Origin of the sequence: Nitrosomonas marina (genome assembly GCF_900110145.1) — a bacterium.
GTDB lineage: Bacteria > Pseudomonadota > Gammaproteobacteria > Burkholderiales > Nitrosomonadaceae > Nitrosomonas > Nitrosomonas marina.
This window is the reverse complement of record NZ_FOCP01000002.1, coordinates 71,136-87,907: the sequence shown is the minus strand read 5'-3', so window position 1 is coordinate 87,907 and position 16,772 is coordinate 71,136. Positions and strand designations below refer to the sequence as shown.

General features: G+C 45.2%; 16 protein-coding genes. 8 read left to right on the top strand and 8 right to left on the bottom strand.

The window, feature by feature from the left end; all coding sequences use genetic code 11:
- Nucleotides 1-26: 26 nt before the first annotated feature.
- Nucleotides 27-1,028 (bottom strand): terpene synthase family protein, encoded by a 1,002-nt coding sequence (locus tag BMX44_RS01775; RefSeq protein ID WP_090627393.1) that lies wholly within the window; start codon nucleotides 1,026-1,028, stop codon nucleotides 27-29.
- 437 nt (nucleotides 1,029-1,465) lie between these two features.
- Here BMX44_RS01775 and rsxB point away from each other — a divergent pair, with 437 nt between their 5' ends.
- The 3 genes from rsxB to BMX44_RS01760 are packed head-to-tail and all read left to right on the top strand — an operon-like array spanning nucleotide 1,466 to nucleotide 3,306.
- A complete protein-coding gene (rsxB, locus tag BMX44_RS01770) occupies nucleotides 1,466-2,185 on the top strand; it encodes an electron transport complex subunit RsxB (protein WP_090627391.1) in 720 nt (239 codons plus the stop codon).
- Entirely contained in the window at nucleotides 2,182-2,814 is a 633-nt protein-coding gene (gene nth, locus BMX44_RS01765; RefSeq protein ID WP_090627390.1) for an endonuclease III, read from the top strand. Before rsxB ends, nth begins: the two co-directional genes overlap by 4 nt.
- A 48-nt stretch (nucleotides 2,815-2,862) precedes the next feature.
- Nucleotides 2,863-3,306, top strand: a complete 444-nt coding sequence (locus tag BMX44_RS01760) for a DUF1841 family protein (RefSeq protein WP_090627388.1) — start codon at nucleotides 2,863-2,865, stop codon at nucleotides 3,304-3,306.
- Between the two features lie 381 nt (nucleotides 3,307-3,687).
- Here the strand turns inward: BMX44_RS01760 and BMX44_RS01755 are convergent, their stop codons facing one another.
- Nucleotides 3,688-4,503, bottom strand: coding sequence for an SDR family NAD(P)-dependent oxidoreductase (locus BMX44_RS01755; protein WP_090627386.1), 816 nt, complete (start codon nucleotides 4,501-4,503; stop codon nucleotides 3,688-3,690).
- 216 nt (nucleotides 4,504-4,719) lie between these two features.
- Here BMX44_RS01755 and BMX44_RS01750 point away from each other — a divergent pair, with 216 nt between their 5' ends.
- On the top strand, nucleotides 4,720-6,240 hold the full coding sequence (locus BMX44_RS01750) for a BCCT family transporter (RefSeq protein ID WP_090627384.1): 1,521 nt from the start codon (nucleotides 4,720-4,722) through the stop codon (nucleotides 6,238-6,240).
- Nucleotides 6,241-6,465: 225 nt separating this feature from the next.
- Here BMX44_RS01750 and BMX44_RS01745 read toward each other — a convergent pair whose 3' ends face one another.
- On the bottom strand, nucleotides 6,466-7,068 hold the full coding sequence (locus tag BMX44_RS01745) for a histidine phosphatase family protein (protein ID WP_090627382.1): 603 nt from the start codon (nucleotides 7,066-7,068) through the stop codon (nucleotides 6,466-6,468).
- Nucleotides 7,069-7,158: 90 nt separating this feature from the next.
- On the opposite strand from BMX44_RS01745, the gene BMX44_RS01740 reads away from it, so the two are divergent.
- The gene (locus BMX44_RS01740; protein ID WP_245738788.1) at nucleotides 7,159-7,584 is read left to right on the top strand and encodes a secondary thiamine-phosphate synthase enzyme YjbQ; all 426 of its coding nucleotides are present in this window, start codon (nucleotides 7,159-7,161) and stop codon (nucleotides 7,582-7,584) included.
- Nucleotides 7,585-7,637: 53 nt separating this feature from the next.
- On the opposite strand, the gene BMX44_RS01735 is transcribed toward BMX44_RS01740, so the two are convergent.
- The 3 genes from BMX44_RS01735 to BMX44_RS01725 all read right to left on the bottom strand — a co-directional run bounded on the left by BMX44_RS01735 (nucleotide 7,638) and on the right by BMX44_RS01725 (nucleotide 10,609).
- On the bottom strand, nucleotides 7,638-7,898 hold the full coding sequence (locus BMX44_RS01735; RefSeq protein ID WP_090627378.1) for an acyl carrier protein: 261 nt from the start codon (nucleotides 7,896-7,898) through the stop codon (nucleotides 7,638-7,640).
- Nucleotides 7,899-7,913: 15 nt separating this feature from the next.
- The gene (fabF, locus tag BMX44_RS01730; protein WP_090627376.1) at nucleotides 7,914-9,137 is read right to left on the bottom strand and encodes a beta-ketoacyl-ACP synthase II; all 1,224 of its coding nucleotides are present in this window, start codon (nucleotides 9,135-9,137) and stop codon (nucleotides 7,914-7,916) included.
- A 248-nt stretch (nucleotides 9,138-9,385) separates the two neighbouring features.
- Nucleotides 9,386-10,609: a porin family protein gene (locus tag BMX44_RS01725; RefSeq protein WP_090627374.1), complete on the bottom strand. Its 1,224-nt coding sequence runs from the start codon at nucleotides 10,607-10,609 to the stop codon at nucleotides 9,386-9,388.
- Nucleotides 10,610-11,117: 508 nt separating this feature from the next.
- On the opposite strand from BMX44_RS01725, the gene dnaB reads away from it, so the two are divergent.
- From dnaB to BMX44_RS01710, 3 genes are all read left to right on the top strand, one after another.
- Nucleotides 11,118-12,506, top strand: coding sequence for a replicative DNA helicase (dnaB, locus tag BMX44_RS01720; RefSeq protein ID WP_090627679.1), 1,389 nt, complete (start codon nucleotides 11,118-11,120; stop codon nucleotides 12,504-12,506).
- Between the two features lie 182 nt (nucleotides 12,507-12,688).
- Nucleotides 12,689-13,861, top strand: coding sequence for an FAD-dependent monooxygenase (locus tag BMX44_RS01715; protein WP_090627372.1), 1,173 nt, complete (start codon nucleotides 12,689-12,691; stop codon nucleotides 13,859-13,861).
- An 80-nt stretch (nucleotides 13,862-13,941) separates the two neighbouring features.
- Nucleotides 13,942-14,619 carry a class I SAM-dependent methyltransferase gene (locus BMX44_RS01710; protein WP_090627370.1) on the top strand — a complete coding sequence of 226 codons (678 nt, stop codon included), beginning with the start codon at nucleotides 13,942-13,944 and terminating at the stop codon, nucleotides 14,617-14,619.
- Here BMX44_RS01710 and BMX44_RS01705 read toward each other — a convergent pair.
- A complete protein-coding gene (locus BMX44_RS01705) occupies nucleotides 14,605-16,092 on the bottom strand; it encodes a sensor histidine kinase (protein ID WP_090627368.1) in 1,488 nt (495 codons plus the stop codon). The two genes, BMX44_RS01710 and BMX44_RS01705, sit on opposite strands and share 15 nt — an antisense overlap.
- Nucleotides 16,093-16,119: 27 nt before the next feature.
- Complete coding sequence (locus tag BMX44_RS01700; protein WP_090627677.1) at nucleotides 16,120-16,524, bottom strand: response regulator; 405 nt, start codon at nucleotides 16,522-16,524, stop codon at nucleotides 16,120-16,122.
- Nucleotides 16,525-16,772: the final 248 nt, after the last annotated feature.

Below are 16,772 nucleotides of genomic sequence, written 5' to 3'. Positions count from 1 at the left end.
GTATCCGATTGAGATCCTGACATGGATCATTCACAGTATAGTGCGAACGTTCTTTGGCGGATACTTTGATTTACATCCTGCGAGGCTTTGTATCGTCCAGATTCGTCAGCCCAGTCCAGATTTCCACGCATCCAGGAGCGCAGAACCGAAACGTATTTTTTAACGTCCTGATCACATACATCAGCAAATTCGGGCAACTGTTTTTCGAGTATCAGAAATTGCTGTATCTGCGTTTCGATAAGATTTTTAACAAAATCCAGTGCTTCCTGCAGGCTGATATTTCTTTCACGTTGCAGCACCAGAACCATGTTATGCATATCACCGTGCGCCTTTTCTTTTCTTAGTGAAATAATGTCATTAGACCAGCACACTACATTGTTTGTCAGAGCAGTTAGCTTCATCAGGTGTGGGTTCGCGCGGGCTAGGCATGACATTTTGATGTTTTCTGCAATTTCAATCAATTCTATATCGGTAAATAATCCACCACTGAAAGGGCGCATCAGCATATAACTATCAATGTCCGGCCATCGGCTATGGTATCGGTTTTGTGCCTCCCAGAACGTCGCCTCAAAATATTCGGCAGCACTTTTTGCGAATCGCAGCATCCAGGATTTCGAGGCAAGCGGTAACAGACGGCAGTATATATCATGTAAAGCGTGAATCAGCGGAATATCGTTTGGTTTCGTAGAATAACCGGACAAAATCTCAATGCAACGGCCGTGCAAGGCTAACAACCGGTCAGGGTGCTTGCCCAGCCCGCTTTCATCACATTGGTCATCAATTACAAAAAGCCAGGTATTCCAGTCAGAAATGATTTCAAGTCTATCCAACGCAGCATCCGGATAAGCGCGCGCCGCAAGCCTGCCAAATTTGGATGATCGCAGGCGTTCAAATGCTTTCTCGTTTGTAACGAGTCTAAAATGTTTGACCCATTCAAGGGTATGATGATGAACATCATTTGCATAAGGGCTGATTCTTTCTGGAAACGGGCATGAGAGTTTGGGCAGGCTAATGTTGTCATTCGTCATAACAGTATTCCTCATTGCAAACCAAGTGAATAAGACAGGAGGAAAGTGTAGCAATGGATAGTTTGTTGATATTACTTAAAGAAACGCCATATATAGCTTCTGTTTGAATAATCATGCGGTTTGTGAATAGCTGTAACACATTATTTGAATGCGGCTACTAATCGATACCACCTGTTTTTTTGGGTGAAAATGTGCAGGAGCTAATATATTCTTCAATGATTTACAGAATTGTTTTTCATCTGAATATAATTGTGAGGCATGACAATCGTATGTATGTGCGTAGATTTTTGAATAAACGATAGATAAATTCAATCCTGTTGGAAAACGGGATGGTCAGGTTTTTAATCGCGATGTCTGGGGATCGCTGTATAATTTAGACATTTCGCATCTGCCGGGATTTGTTAACAGCGGTTAAGAAGTTTAGTGTTCCGGGAGTCATGCCTGAACAATCTGAAAGAGAGTTTTCATTGAAGTATAAACACCAACTCATCAAGCAAATCGATGCTGTTTTGCCGCAAACGCAATGCCGTCAGTGTGGATATTCCGGCTGTGAGCCTTATGCTTCGGCTATCGTAGAAGGGCGGGCGGATATTAATCAATGCCCGCCAGGTGATTCAATTGTTATCGAAAAAATAGCTGCGCTACTGGGTATTCAACCCAAACCGTTGAATACAGAGCACGGCTATCCCAAACCCAGGTCTGTTGCGGTAATTGACGAAAATCTGTGTATTGGATGTACTTTTTGTATTCGTTCATGTCCAGTTGATGCAATTGTGGGGGCAGCCAAGCAGATGCATACAGTCATTTCTCGGGAATGCACCGGATGTGAATTATGCCTGGACCCATGTCCTGTGGATTGTATTCAAATGATTCCTGATATTTCACAGGCAGATTCAGATAAAACTCAGCAAAATGAATATGATAATAAAGCGGACAAGGCCCGCCGACGGTATCAATTCAGGCTGCAAAGACTTAGCCAGGATAAAAAACAGACGCCGGAAATTGTAGACGGAATGAAGCCGGCTGCACCGAATAACAGTGTGGAAACATTAAAAATACGCAAAAGGATTATCGTTCAGGCTGCGTTGGAGCGAGCCGCTTCCATTCGTTCGCAGGATATGGATGGCAATTTAAAATCGCGGTCTACTGCATCATGAATTCAGCCACGCGACAGGAACTATTTGCGTGCTTGAAAACTGTCAACCCTAACCCGACAACCGAACTGGAATACCAGTCATCTTTTGAATTGCTGATTGCAGTATTACTCTCAGCGCAGGCGACGGATAAAAGTGTCAATCTGGCCACACGGAAATTGTTCGCTGTGGCGGATACGCCCCAGAAAATGCTCATGTTAGGTGAAGAAAGGCTACTGGATTTTATTAAGAGTATCGGGCTGTTTAAAACAAAAGCAAAAAATATTCTCGCAACCTGTCAGATTCTGGAGCAACAGTATAATGGCGAGGTGCCAAGAACGCGTGAGCAACTCGAGCAATTGCCCGGTGTTGGCCGTAAAACGGCCAATGTGGTTTTGAATACAGCTTTTGGTGAGCCGACCATCGCTGTTGATACACATATTTTTCGTGTAGCCAACAGAACAGGCCTTGCACGTGGTAAATCTGTGCTGGAAGTGGAATTAAAATTATTAAAAGTTGTTCCCAAGGCTTATAGGCATGACGCACATCACTGGTTGATATTGCATGGCCGATATGTCTGCAAAGCCAGAAAACCTGAATGCAATCGATGCGTGATTTATCACTTATGTGAATATAAAGACAAGACAGCTTGACATTTCCGAGACACCGGCACAATAACAGGACTACGCATTACTTCTGACATGTTTAAACCTACAAGAAATCAGGCGCGCCAGCTATTTTTCGGCACTTGGCGAAAATATAGGCAGCAGGAAATTTTAACTGGACTGGAGCAAATTGCTCTGGAGGTCATATTACTTCACCCCGAGTATCATGGCATGCTGGATGATGTGGAACGCTACGGCGATAAGGATTTTCTGCCGGAGATGGGGGAAACCAATCCATTCTTGCACCTGAGCATGCATGTTGCCATTAGGGAACAGCTGTCAATCAATCAGCCGGCTGGTATAAGTGAACGTTTCTTACAACTCAAACAACAGACCGGAGATGAGCATGATGCGGCTCACCAGGTGATGGAATGTCTGGCTGAAATGCTGTGGCAGGCGCAGCGTAATCAGACTGCCCCCGATGCAACAGTTTATTTTTCCTGTCTGGACAGACGGTTAGCAGGACAGACTAAAGGATAGATAACTGAATCTGTCAGTGCTCTGCGCAGCAATGATACGTCAGTAACGGGAAAACTTCTAGAGAAACGGTATCCCTGTTGCCTGGCGGGTATCAGAATGCTCGGTATCCGTTCTTGGTTGTTTCCAGAGATTCGATTTCTGTAACAGTGGTTTTGTGGTGATTTGTTAACTGAACGTGTAATCGAGGAACCGGTTCTTATTCGAATGAATCATATGGAGATCGGTGTCACGTCTGTTACGTCTCTGTCTCTGTGTGTAACTTCAATCCAAATTCTCCAGCTCCATTTCCACGATTTTGTGCTTTAAACGGGTCTTGTTGGAATTTTTGTGTTTGTTGCCTTCTGCAACAAAAAATAATGCTGTTTCAGTTGTTACAGTGATTCAAAGCTTCATCTTTAAGCGTACTGCCCAATTAAAAATTCGACTGCCCAGCAGCCAGTGAGACACTACTGCCGTTTTTGAATCACCAGGTAATGCATGGCGCATGGGTGGAAAAGCTGTTGTGGCCGCTTTCAAAATGGCTTGTGCGATAATTTCTGGTCCTGGTGCTTTGGGTTCACCGGCGAGAAGACGGGGAAGAGCATCGAGCAATTTTTTATATGCAGGCGGGTGCTGGACTGTTTTAAGTAAGGCAAATTCTTTTTCCGTAAACTCTGTTCTGATCAGACCCGGCGCAATGACGATGACCTTGATACCGAATTTCATAACTTCGCTACGCAGGGTTTCAGATAACGCCTCAACTGCATGTTTCGAAGCCGTGTACCAACCAAAACCAGGTAATGAAACTTTTCCCAGAATCGATGCAATATTGATAATACATCCGGATTTTTGCGAACGCATGTGCGGAAGCACCGCGTGCATAAAACGCGCATAACCGAAAACATTAACTTCAAACTGCGCGTGAGCAGCTTCCATGGAAACGCATTCAATAGCCCCTAATTGTCCATATCCAGCGTTGTTTACCAGTAAGTCAATGCGGCCCTTGGCGGTCATGACATAATCGACGACAGCTTCAATGGCGCTTGCGTCAGTTACATCCAGCTGAATCGGCTCAATACTGTCTGAACGCATGGCCTCAAGTCTGTCTTTGCGGCGCGCCATGGCGTAGACATAATAATCATTTTTCGCAAGCAGTTCGGCAGTTGCTTTGCCTATACCGCTTGAGGCGCCGGTGACCAATGCGATGCGTTGCGTCATAGCCGTGTTTTTGATTATATTTAAAATACTTTTCTTATCAGTTCTTACGCATTGCTGGATTTAACAACGGAAGCAAAGCAAGCTACAATGATTATAATGAAAATGCGCAAGTGTGTGCTGGTTTGCAGCTACGCTATTTCTACGAGCTATTTTGGCCATCTGTCCTCTGTTATTTTGTTCCAGTCTATCTGACTTCAATACAGCACTTCAACGCCTATGCACCAGACCATTACTTATTGTACACAATTGTTACGCGAGTGGCGTGAAGGAATTTCACCGCCTGTTTTTTTTACCGCTGCGATCATTAATATCATTATTATTGCGGTTGCCGGCATTTGGAGTGAAGCTGCAGGACGCTTATTTGACGCATTACTGCATGACATATCTAAAATATTCGGTGGGTATTATATTGCAGCAACCGTAGCAATGGTTATTTGCGCTTTCTGGCTGTTATTCAGTCGTTATGGAAATCTGACACTGGGTGTGCCTGGTGAAAGGCCTCAATTCAGCTTAATGGCATGGCTGGCAATGTTATTTGCAGCCGGTATGGGCATGGGACTGGTGTTTTGGGGAGTTGCTGAACCGCTTTATCATTATTATGATCCTCCAACAGCCGTACCGGAAAGCCAGGAAGCCCAGGCGGAGGCCATGCAGTTCAGTTTTTTCCATTGGGGACTGCATCCGTGGGCAATTTATGTCATTTTCGGACTGTCTATTGCATTGCTTCATTTCCGTTTTGGTTTGCCGCTGGCTCCACGGTCACTTCTTTATCCATTGTTTGGGGAGCGTATTTACGGCTGGCTTGGGCATGCTACAGATGCATTCTGTACGATCGGAACGTTACTTGGTGTAGCGACCTCACTCGGCCTGGGTGCAATGCAGATCAACGCTGGACTGAATCATGTCATAGATGCCGATTACTCGGTTACGAACCAGATATGGATCATTACGCTGATTACAGCAATCGCGACAATCTCGACAGTTAGCGGTGTGTCCAGAGGAATTCGTTACTTAAGTGTTCTGAATTGCCTGATTATGGTTTTTTTCCTGGTATTTGTTTTTCTGACGGGGCCTACCTTTTATCAGATTACAGCTTTTTTTACCGCAGCTGTTGACTATGTTCAGTATTTCGTTCCGACCAGCGTGTGGCTGGATACACGGCCAGAGAACGACTGGCAGACGCGATGGACATTGTTTTACTGGGGGTGGTGGTTTTCCTGGAGCCCCTTTGTGGGTATTTTTATTGCGCGTATATCCAAAGGACGAACCTTGCGAGAGTTTGTAGGTTTCATATTGTTGGTGCCGACATTGATAAATTTTATCTGGTTTTCCGTGTTTGGCAGTACCGGGATCTATTTAGAAAAAGAAACCGGCAGTATGGCAGCTCCGGTGATAGACAATGCCGCCATGTCGCTTCATGTACTGCTGAGTCATCTACCCTGGACAGCAGTCATGCAATGGGGTGGATTGCTGCTTGCTGTGATTTTTTTTATTACATCGTCAGATTCTGGATCATTTGTCGATGATATGATCACTTCCGGCGGAAATCCAAATCCGCCGGTGGCCAATCGTGTTTTCTGGGGTATCTCGGAAGGGGCAGCTGCCGCGGTCCTGTTACTGGCAGGCGGACTTCAGGCGCTTCAGGCTGCTTCAGTTTCGGCTGGATTACTGCAAAGCTTGTTGCTTCTGACTGGATGTGCGGGCCTGATAAAACTGTTGCGTAAAATATCAGTATGATGTCAAATCGTGATGATGGATAATTTTAGGTCAACTGCATGATAAGACAACGTTGCACAATGATAGGCCGGGCTGCCGGTACACAGTTGTATCTGGCGGGATTGATATGTTTAACAAAGTGACCGTCCAGCAGGGTGCATACTGGAACGAATTTGTTGATAGCTGCCACATTGATGAATCAGTATGTTTGTGCGGCAAATGTTTCTCTGATTATAAACCTGTTGTTTATTTTTCTGTCATTTGGCCGTTCAGACATTCCAGAATCCCACCGGATTCAGTGTGACGGATGCGTGTTATACCGCCATTGTTAATTTTCATTCGATAAAGACCAACGGGAGCAGCACAGACAGTACGGGCGATAACTGCACGGATGACACCGGCATGTGTAACAATTAAACAACGTTTGCCGTTGTGGTGCTGAACCGCATCATCATAAGCGGCGGCAACGCGTTGAATAAAACTATCAAGCGGTTCGGCACCTTTGGGGCGCCGATTAACCGGGTCCCGTAAAAAGGCATGATACTCATCGAATCTATCCGTTTTGATGATTTCATGACTTAAACCCTCCCACTCGCCAAAACCGACTTCACTGAACCTGGCTTCAACTGTGACGCCGATGTTATGCCGTTTGCCCAGAGCAATAGCGAATGCCTGGCAACGCGACAACGGGGAGCTGATGATTTGCTGCCAGTGATGACAGTCCCCGACAGTATTCCACATTTGACGCCATCCTTTTTCTGTCAGGGGATCATCAATTGCATGCCCTCGATAGCGGCGACCGCCAACCGGCTCGCCATGCCTGATTAATTCAATTATAGTCTCAGTCATTATGCTTGTTTAATGTGACAAAAGCACCCCGGTACACATTGTGCTTCTGTTTTGGTTAATGAATATTTGTGAATTATTGTGAGTCGTACTATGTCTATGTGGTTACAAAAACAAATCCAGTTAAATCCGCGTACCCGTGGGTTTCATCTGGTTACTGACGAAATCGCGCTGCAGTTGCCGGAACTTAAAAATTTCAACATTGGTTTGATGCATATATTTATACAACATACATCAGCATCATTGACAGTGAATGAAAACGCGGATCCAAACGTGCGTCAGGATTTTGAAACGTACTTTAACCACAGCGTGCCGGAAAACGAACTGTATTACAGACACCGTGATGAAGGCGCGGATGATATGCCTGCGCATTTAAAATCCAGTTTGCTGGATAATAACCTGACTATCCCTGTAACCAATGGTTGTTTGAATCTGGGTACCTGGCAAGGAATCTATTTATGCGAGCATCGTAATGATGGAGGCAGCAGAAAAATCCTGATTACAGTGCATGGCGAGTAGTTTTTTTCAGTAAGACACAAAATAAATCGTACAGTACCCTGAATCCGATCTTATTAATTTTTAGCTGAGGAAACCGGCTGGTGATTGCTAATGTAGTCGATAATATCTTTGACACAATGAAAGCTTTTGACTTCATCGTCCTTGAAGGTCACGCCAAATGTTTCCTCGGCGTCAAATAGTAACTGAACCCGATCCATGGAGTCGAGGCCAAGCGCTTCAAATTCGGACTCGGCGGTTATTGTTGACGCATCTACTTCCTCTACTTTCGACGCAATAAATTCAATTACTTTTGCTTCAATATTTTCTGTGTTCATATTAGATTGCTTATTTTAAACATTGGGTTTTGAGAAAACGAGGCTGACATTGTTGCCGCCGAATCCGAATGCATTGCACAGAGCAGTATTCAATGTTTTTGCAAACGCTGTATTTGGCGCATAATTGAGATCACATTCCGGGTCTGCTTCTTCCAGATTGATTGTCGGATGAACCATACCTGTACGTAACGATTGGATTGCAGCAATGCTGCCTATGGCTGCAGATGCACCGATAGTGTGTCCAATCATGGATTTTGTGGCGCTGATGATGATATTTTCGGCATGTTTTCCAAATAACTGCCTGATTGCCTTGGTTTCAATGACATCCCCGAGTGGTGTGGATGTGGCGTGAGCGTTTATATAGTCAATTGAATCAGGCGTTATTCCGGCGTCCTGAATTGCAGCCGTCATTGCCGCGACCTGCCCGTCTATGTCGGGTGCTACCAGATGGGCTGCGTCGCATGCACATCCGTAGCCAGCCAGTTGTGCATAAATACTGGCGCCTCGTCGTATTGCGGTATCTTCCTTTTCCAGCACAAGAATGGCCGCGCCTTCTCCCATTACAAAGCCGTCACGGCCTTTTGCGAACGGGCGAGAGGCGTGCTGTGCATTATCATTGAAACCGGTTGATAGCGCATACAAGGCTTCAAAGCCTGAAATCGTTAAAGGTAATACGCAGGCCTCTGCACCGCCGGTGACAACAGCGTCCGCTTTTCCTGCGCGCAGCATGTCAAGGCCCATACCGATTGCATTGCCGCCAGAGGAACACGCTGTACTGCAGGTAAGGTTTGCACCTTTTAATTCATGTATGGTGGCAATCCAGGCGGCAGCGGAATTAGCCATTGTGCGGGGAACGGTAAAGGGCGGAATTGACCGGTTCTTTAGTCTGCGTTCTGCTGAAGATTCAAATGTTGCAAATCCGCCCATGCCAGATCCCAGACTGACTGCACGTCGGCGCGGCTCATAATGATCAAGACCTCCGGCATCTATGATTGCCTGATTAGCCGCATATACAGCCAGCTGTGTAAAGCGATCCGTTTGCTCAATTTGTTTGTTTGATAGAAGCGATTTAGGGTCAAAATCTTTTACTTCGCCTGCTATGCGAGACCGGTTATTTGATGCATCAAAAGACTTGATCGGACCAATACCATTAATGCCATTGATGGCTGCATTCCAGAATTCATCGACACTGGAGCCTATTGGCGAGACGATTCCCATTCCGGTTACAACAATGCGCATAGTGAATTTGAATTGAAGGTTCTTGGATAGGGCGTCAAGTACTTGATAAATTGAATGCAATCTTTTAACAATTCGAAATATACTGCATAGCCTGAATTGTTGTCAAACAACCTGATCAGTATAGAGAAACCGTGCTTGTGTATCAGGCATGGCCGGTTCCCACAGAATTTTTGCTTTTTTATTTTTGGCAGCGGGCAGCCACAGTGCGCTTCGTTTCGGAATAGGGTAATAAATTACAACAGGTTAAGTTAAAAACGATAGGAAAACATGACTGTTACCAGGTCCCAGTTGGGATCCCCCCCGGAGCCTCGCAAAAGGGCTGGATTGTCTGCAGGTGATAACCAACCCGTACCATGGACCCTGTGGTAGTCGGCCGCAACCATAAAATTTGTCGCAAATGTCCAGCGCAGGCCGAACGTTATATCCCTTGAAAAAAACATGTGTTTTGGCAACCCTGTCATTTGAGCCATTTTTTTTCCGCTGCGGTCATGAATGTCGGCAAAGAATGCGTCAAAGCGCAGCAATGCAGTCCAGTCAGGGGCAAAACGGTATTCGGACTGAACATAGAAACTTTCTGAAGTCATGTCCAGTGGAATACCCCTGAATAATGATTCACTGCGTTTGGTCATGACTTGACCATACTCTGTCGTGAAACTCCATTTTTCCAGATTGATTTGCGCCGAGGCCAGCGGGTATGTCGTTTTGATATTTCCAGAAGGTATGGTGGAAGAAGATGATTTAAAATCTCGATTGAGGTCTACGATACTGAACAGCAGGCGAAACCGGCCTTCTTTCCATTGATAACCAGCGCGACCTATAAACAGTGGTCTCCCGGTCATTTTTCCGGGTGCATCTGATAATCCAGTCAAAAACTCTGTTGCGCCACCCGTGTTATCAAGGGGATTGGCTGTAACAAATTCAGCGCTGAGTGTATGATTGCCAAATGAGTGGCGGCCATAAATCAGCCCGCCGTCAGATGAGATCATTGCCTGACGCAAAGCCAGCGCGTCAAAATAGATTGACTGCGGCAAAGTCGCACTCGGCCGGGTCCAAATAACATCGCGTGTATCGTTGTACAGACCGAACGGGTTTTTTATTCGGCCCAGGCGGATGCCTATAGTGCTTTCATTGTTGATCGGGTATTGATAATCTAAATTGGCAAAATCCAAGCGAAAATCATCCGTGTCTGAGCCACCGGCATCTCGATAAAGACCTTGTGCAGCGATCAAAACGTTTGGATAGATGTTACCGGCCACATTGATTCCAATTTCCCTAAAGTCGAAACTGCCATCATGCCGACTTTTACCAAAGAAATTATTGCCTGATGTGTAGGTGTAGCCTTGGCTCGCAAAGCCATGTGCCTGCCAGTCCCCAATACCAATTTCGAACCCTGAAGCAACCTGGCCATATGCCAGAATTAATGTGGAGATTATCAGTATTGCCGAGCATTGTATTTTGTCAAAAGCTGTCATGTTGTTAGCTTTTTAGAAAAAACAATAGCATCAAACATCGATTTGAATGTGTTTAAAATTTTCCGACATAACGTACTGCAATGTGATGAAACCATGAATAAAGTATATCACTTGGATCAACGCGGAATTTGAAAGACAGAAACGTTTTTTAAGTTGTTTTGAAGAGAACTGTTGCTGCAGGAAATATTCAACTATATCAACTGATAAATCATTATGACTGATTTTGCCGTTTCGAGCTGCAAGTGCAGAAGACTAAACCATTATCGTTGTCGGTATGCCGCAGATATTTGAATCTGAACATATGATATGCCAATAGCTTTCTAATTATTCAATCATAATCCTGTTATTTTAATATCTATTATGAGCCGATTTTTTATGAAGTAGTGTGGATGATTTATTGCAGAGCAGTGTATATGAACTTCAGTATTATTTTTTTATTTACTTTTTGTTAATAGCAATCCAGTAAATGCTAAAATCGGAATCCAGTATTCAGTATCCGCTAAAACCAATGGCCCAATCCATATTTAATGTCACGACCAGCGAGGTGTTGGAAACCTACAAAACGCCACCGCATTCTATAGAAACTGAACAATCGGTGCTGGGTGGATTGATGCTGGATAATCAAGCCTGGGACAAGATTGCAGATATCGTAACAGGCGATGATTTTTATCGCCATGATCACCGGTTGATTTTTCAACATATATGTAAATTAATCGAGCATAATAAGCCGGCTGATGTAGTTACCGTTGCCGAATCAATGGAACTGTCTGCAGAATTGGAAACGGTTGGCGGACTTTCCTATATTGGTGCTTTGGCGCAGAACACACCATCTGCTGCAAATATTAAACGGTATGCAGAGATAGTTCGGGAGCGTTCGATAATGCGCAATCTGGCCCAAGTGGGTGTTCAGATAACGGAGTCTGCGTTCAATCCTGCCGGACGGTCGGCTGTTGATCTGCTTGATGAGGCCGAGTCCAGGGTGTTTGAAATTGCTGAAGAAGGTGCGCGCAATAACCAGGGGTTTGTTGACATCCAGCCACTCTTGAAAGAGGTGGTTGAGCGCATCGAACTGCTATACAGTCGGGAAAGCCCCAACGATGTAACCGGTATTGCTTCAGGGTTTCATGATTTGGATCAGAAGACCTCAGGTTTCCAGCCCGGTGATCTGATTATCGTTGCCGGTAGACCATCAATGGGAAAAACGGCGTTCTCGCTGAATATTGCTGAACATGTTGCTTTGGAGCTTGAGAAGCCGGTAGCGGTTTTCAGCATGGAAATGGGTGGTGCGCAGCTCGCTATGCGTATGTTAGGTTCGGTCGGCCGGCTTGATCAGCATAAAGTTCGTACCGGACGACTGGATGATGATGACTGGCCGAAGTTGACGCATGCCCTGGGTAAGCTCAGTGATGCGCCTATTCACATAGACGAAAGCGCCGCACTTAGCGCGCTTGAGGTCAGGGCAAGGGCAAGGAGGCTCTATCGTCAGTATGGCGAGCTAGGATTGATTGTCGTAGATTATCTGCAACTGATGTCATCAAGCAACCCGGGTGAAAATAGGGCAACCGAGATATCGGAAATATCTCGCGCTCTAAAAAGCCTGGCCAAGGAACTGAAAGTGCCGCTAATCGCGCTGTCGCAATTGAATCGCAGCCTGGAACAGCGACCCAACAAACGCCCGGTAATGTCTGATCTGCGGGAGTCGGGCGCAATAGAGCAGGATGCCGATGTTATTTTATTTATTTATCGTGACGAGGTCTATAATCCTGAAACACAGGATAAAGGCATTGCAGAAATTATTATTGGAAAACAGCGTAACGGACCGATCGGAAAGGTCAATTTGACTTTTCTGGGCGAGTATACACGTTTTGAGAGCTACGCCAAGCAGGAATATTATTAAACGACTGTATTGGAACGGATTTTGGTTTAAAACAGAAGCAGCTGTTGACTGTGCGCGGCGTGCGAATCCAATTTAAATAACCAAGATTACAGTGTTACAAAATCAATCTGATGCAGCAGATATATCTCAGCGGCAGACTTCTTGAGAGAGTGTGCGGCCTCAACAATTTGTGATGGAAATTCATGCAAGATAAACACTACGATATTGTGATAATCGGAGGCGGCCCTGTGGGTATGGCGCTGGCGCTGGCGCTGCGAGACTGTAACCTGACCGTTCTGCTCTTGGAGGCACGGGGATTGCCAGAAAAAGTGGATGACGAGCGGCCATTGGCTCTTTCACACGGCAGCTATCTGATTTTGCAACGACTGGGGGTCTGGAACAGGCTTTACAGGCATACACCGATACAGACTATACATATTTCAAATAAGGGTTTTTTCGGTCGTACCGTTTTGACGACCGAAGATGCTGGCGTTCCGGCACTTGGTTATGTGGTCAATTATCATGATTTGTATCGTGCTCTGTATGAAGCTACAGTTAATAACGAAATTCAGTATCAGACCGGTGTTGCTGTAAAAACCTTTTCAACAGATCAGTATTTGGGTTACGTTCAATATGAGCATGAAGGCGCTGAAAAAGACTTGACTGCAAAGCTGCTGGTGCTGGCTGATGGCGGCCGCCTCAGCAGTCAGATTGAAGACATCGCCTATCAAACCGAAGCATATGATCAATGGGCAATTGTGGCCAATGTAAAAACCGAAGTTCAGCAAACTGGTATTGCATACGAGCGTTTTACATCAGAAGGACCGGTTGCATTGCTTCCTTCAGGAGATGACTTTGCACTCGTTTGGACGACGTCTCCTGAAAACGCGAAAGTAATTCTGGCGCTGAATGAAGCACAATTTCTACGGCGATTGTACAATCATTTTGGCGACCGGCTGGGACGTTTTGTCTCCACCGGGAAGCGTTCAGGGTTTCCTCTGGCGCTTAAATATGCAATTTCACCGACTACGCAACGTATTGCACTTGTCGGGAACGCTGCCCAAACTCTACATCCTGTAGCCGGACAGGGCTTTAATCTCGGCCTCAGAGATGCCTATGAGCTTGCGCTGGAATTGACTGCAACTGCTTCTGAAAATAAGGAAATTGGCGCGTTACCAATGCTGGCAAGATATCGTCATCGACGGCGTGCAGACAGTCAGGGTGGTCGCATTTTTACGGATTCACTGATCAAGCTGTTTTCTAATGACAATACGCTGCTCGGGCATCTGTGCGGCATTGGACTGACCCTGCTGGACAATTGTCCGCCAATGAAACGTTTTGTCTCTCGGCGCATGATTTTCGGGTCAAGAGGCTGAGCATCAGGCATTTTTCAACTGGGTCGTGAGTTTTTAAAAATGACAAGGATTCCGGCGGTATGTGGTGACAAAATCACGAGATGGCACGTAAAAAATATGTACCGGCTTTGGGTTTTCATTGCCTGACTTCATTTTATGACCGGGTTGCTGGTTGCGCCGGTTACGGGTACCGGTTTTGGTATGCATTGATGATTCAGGCCAGGCTGGCTGACGGGCAGCGCGTGCTTGATCTCGGTTGTGGTACAGGCTCGCTGGCTGTGCTGATAAAGCAGTATTATCCTGGTATTGATATTTCGGCACTCGACTGCGATCATGCGATGCTTATTCAGGCAGGCCGAAAAGCCGAAAAGCGGCAGGCCGGCATCCATTTTGTTCGAGCATTTGCTGAACATACACCGTATCCCGATCGTCATTTTGATCGTGTACTGTCAAGTCTGTTGTTTCATCATCTGAGCAGTGATAGCAAAGCTTTGGCTGCGTCGGAATTGCTGCGTGTTTTAAAACCTGGCGGGGAGTTGTACGTTATGGACTGGGGACGTGCCGCGAGTCGGCTAATGAGATACCTTTTCTATACAGTACAACTGATGGACGGTTTCGACAGCACCCGCGACAACATAGCCGGAAGATTGCCCGAGATATTCGAACGTGCCGGATTCTGTGAAGTTGTGAAGCTACAAGCGGTAAATACCGTTTTTGGCACCCTCGCATTTTACCGCGCTGTAAAAAAAACTGGCTCCGGAAATTCACTGCTGCTGTAGTGAGCTGCCTAGGAATGAACTGGATTTTGTTTTCTCAGTTGTGGAAGGAAATTGTACTTTAGGGAACATGACGGTGAACGCAGTGCCCTTATCGGGCTCGCTGGTAACATCAATATTCAGATAATTGTTTTCAGCCGCTATTTTGACAATCGACAGGCCGACTCCACTGGTGGCTTTATTGTGGGAAGCGGCGCGCGGTGAGTAAAAATATTCATTGAAGATATTTGGCAGGTCATCGCTGTCAATGCCAATGCCGTGATCGGTAATGGTCAGCGTTGTATTTTTACCTCTCTTACTGATATTTGATGTAATTTCAATCGATCCGTTTTCATGCGAATAAGTAATTGCGTTGGCGATAATATTTTCTACCAGAATCTCAATCTGATCTGGGATGCCATTATAAACAAATGGATCGACAGAAATGTTAAAAGTGATATTTTTAGTATTGATTACCGGCGTCAGCTTGTCTATGCATTTGAGCACGGTTTCCTGGATGTCAACGGGTTTGGTCTCGGCGCTGCATGAGCAGGTTTCTTTAAGCCGCTGAAGTCTGAGCAAATCCAGAATCAAACCAGCCATATTCGTTGCACGTCGGTCGATTTTAAGCAACGTATCTTTAATTTCTTCGGGAACCTCTCCGCAGTAACCGCCTTTTATTAAATTAATTTTGCTGCGTATAGCATCCAGTGGTGATTTTAGCTGGTGTGTCATCAAAACGGCATATTGGTCTTTTTCGTGCTGTGCTTGGTTAATGCGCTTGTAGGCTTCAGCCAGTTGATGCTCATGTGCCCTGACGACGAGGGATAACCGAGAAACCAGATACCACACGGTAAAAAACAGGATGTCTAGCGCGATCATCCAGAACAGCATGTGATTCTTGGTTTTGCCGTTCTGAGCGATGGCTGGGTCAACTGAAAACGTTATGAAAAACTGACCGGCAAAGGAATATTCAATCAACAGTACAAGGGTGTACATTGCGCTGACAAGCAGTGCGACGAGCAGACTCTCTAGGGTTGAAAAGAAAATGCATGCCAGTGCAATATGAAGAATATAGAAAAAAGGCGCTGGTGTTGCTGTACTGCCGATAAAATGCACGACCACGGACAAACAGACCAGGTCGATAATAATCTGCAACCATAGATTAACTGATGGTGTATTTAATTTACCGGGATTGCTGGAATTCAGTGCGTATATATAGAATAGATTGGCTACGCCAAGAATTAACGTAATCGTGATCGGCCAATTGTTTTCTTCGATTATGCGGAACTGTATCAATGTATCCGGCACCAGCAGCGCTATTACATGAATCAGAATCAACGCACCGATAACGCCCCAACGAAAAATGATAAACCAGCGAATGTTGCTGATTAATATATCATCGCTGAGCTTGGCGGCACAGTCGCTGTAATTGTTGCTGGCGGGTAACACAACAGTATCCGTGGATTTTTTCCAGTCAAAATGAACACTCGCCATGGCCGATCCTTTTTGTTGTTTTTTTAATTAGTGCGCTTTACCGATCTGGTTATTTTTCTTTTGAGAAAGACGGTCCTCGATAACGCTGAGCAGACTGTCAGGCTCAACAGGTTTTTCCATGACACAAACCCATTTATCTGACTCTTTGTCAAAGTATTGCCGTATCATGTCACCTAATGAGGTCAAGAAAATAGTTTGAATACTTGGATGATTTTTTTGAATCTCTGCGTAAGCAGTCAATCCAGCATCCATCGATTCAACCATAACATCCAGAATGGCCAGATCGGGCGGATTGCTGTTTTGTTCCAGTGACGCGATAAAATCCTTCATGGTTAGATAATGTTCAACTTCGTAACCGTTTTTTTCCAGTATGCGTGCCACGGCATCGCGAATATCCGGGTCGTCATCAACATGTGCGATTCTTTTTGTCATGTCTAGTGTCCTTTTTACTTTTTGTTCACTGGGTTGTTTTTGATCAGTCAGAATATATAAGTAAAATATAAAAAACAATAATGTCTGTCATTCCGGCTGATTATTTTCAGTTTACGTTATTTTATTTTTATATCGGCTGTATAAGTAAATATAATAACCATTATAAGAATAAGCTTATAAAAAAAATGTGAAGTTATCGAGCGCAAATAGTGATATTTGTACATTTTCGTAAGATTTGCGGGCGTTTT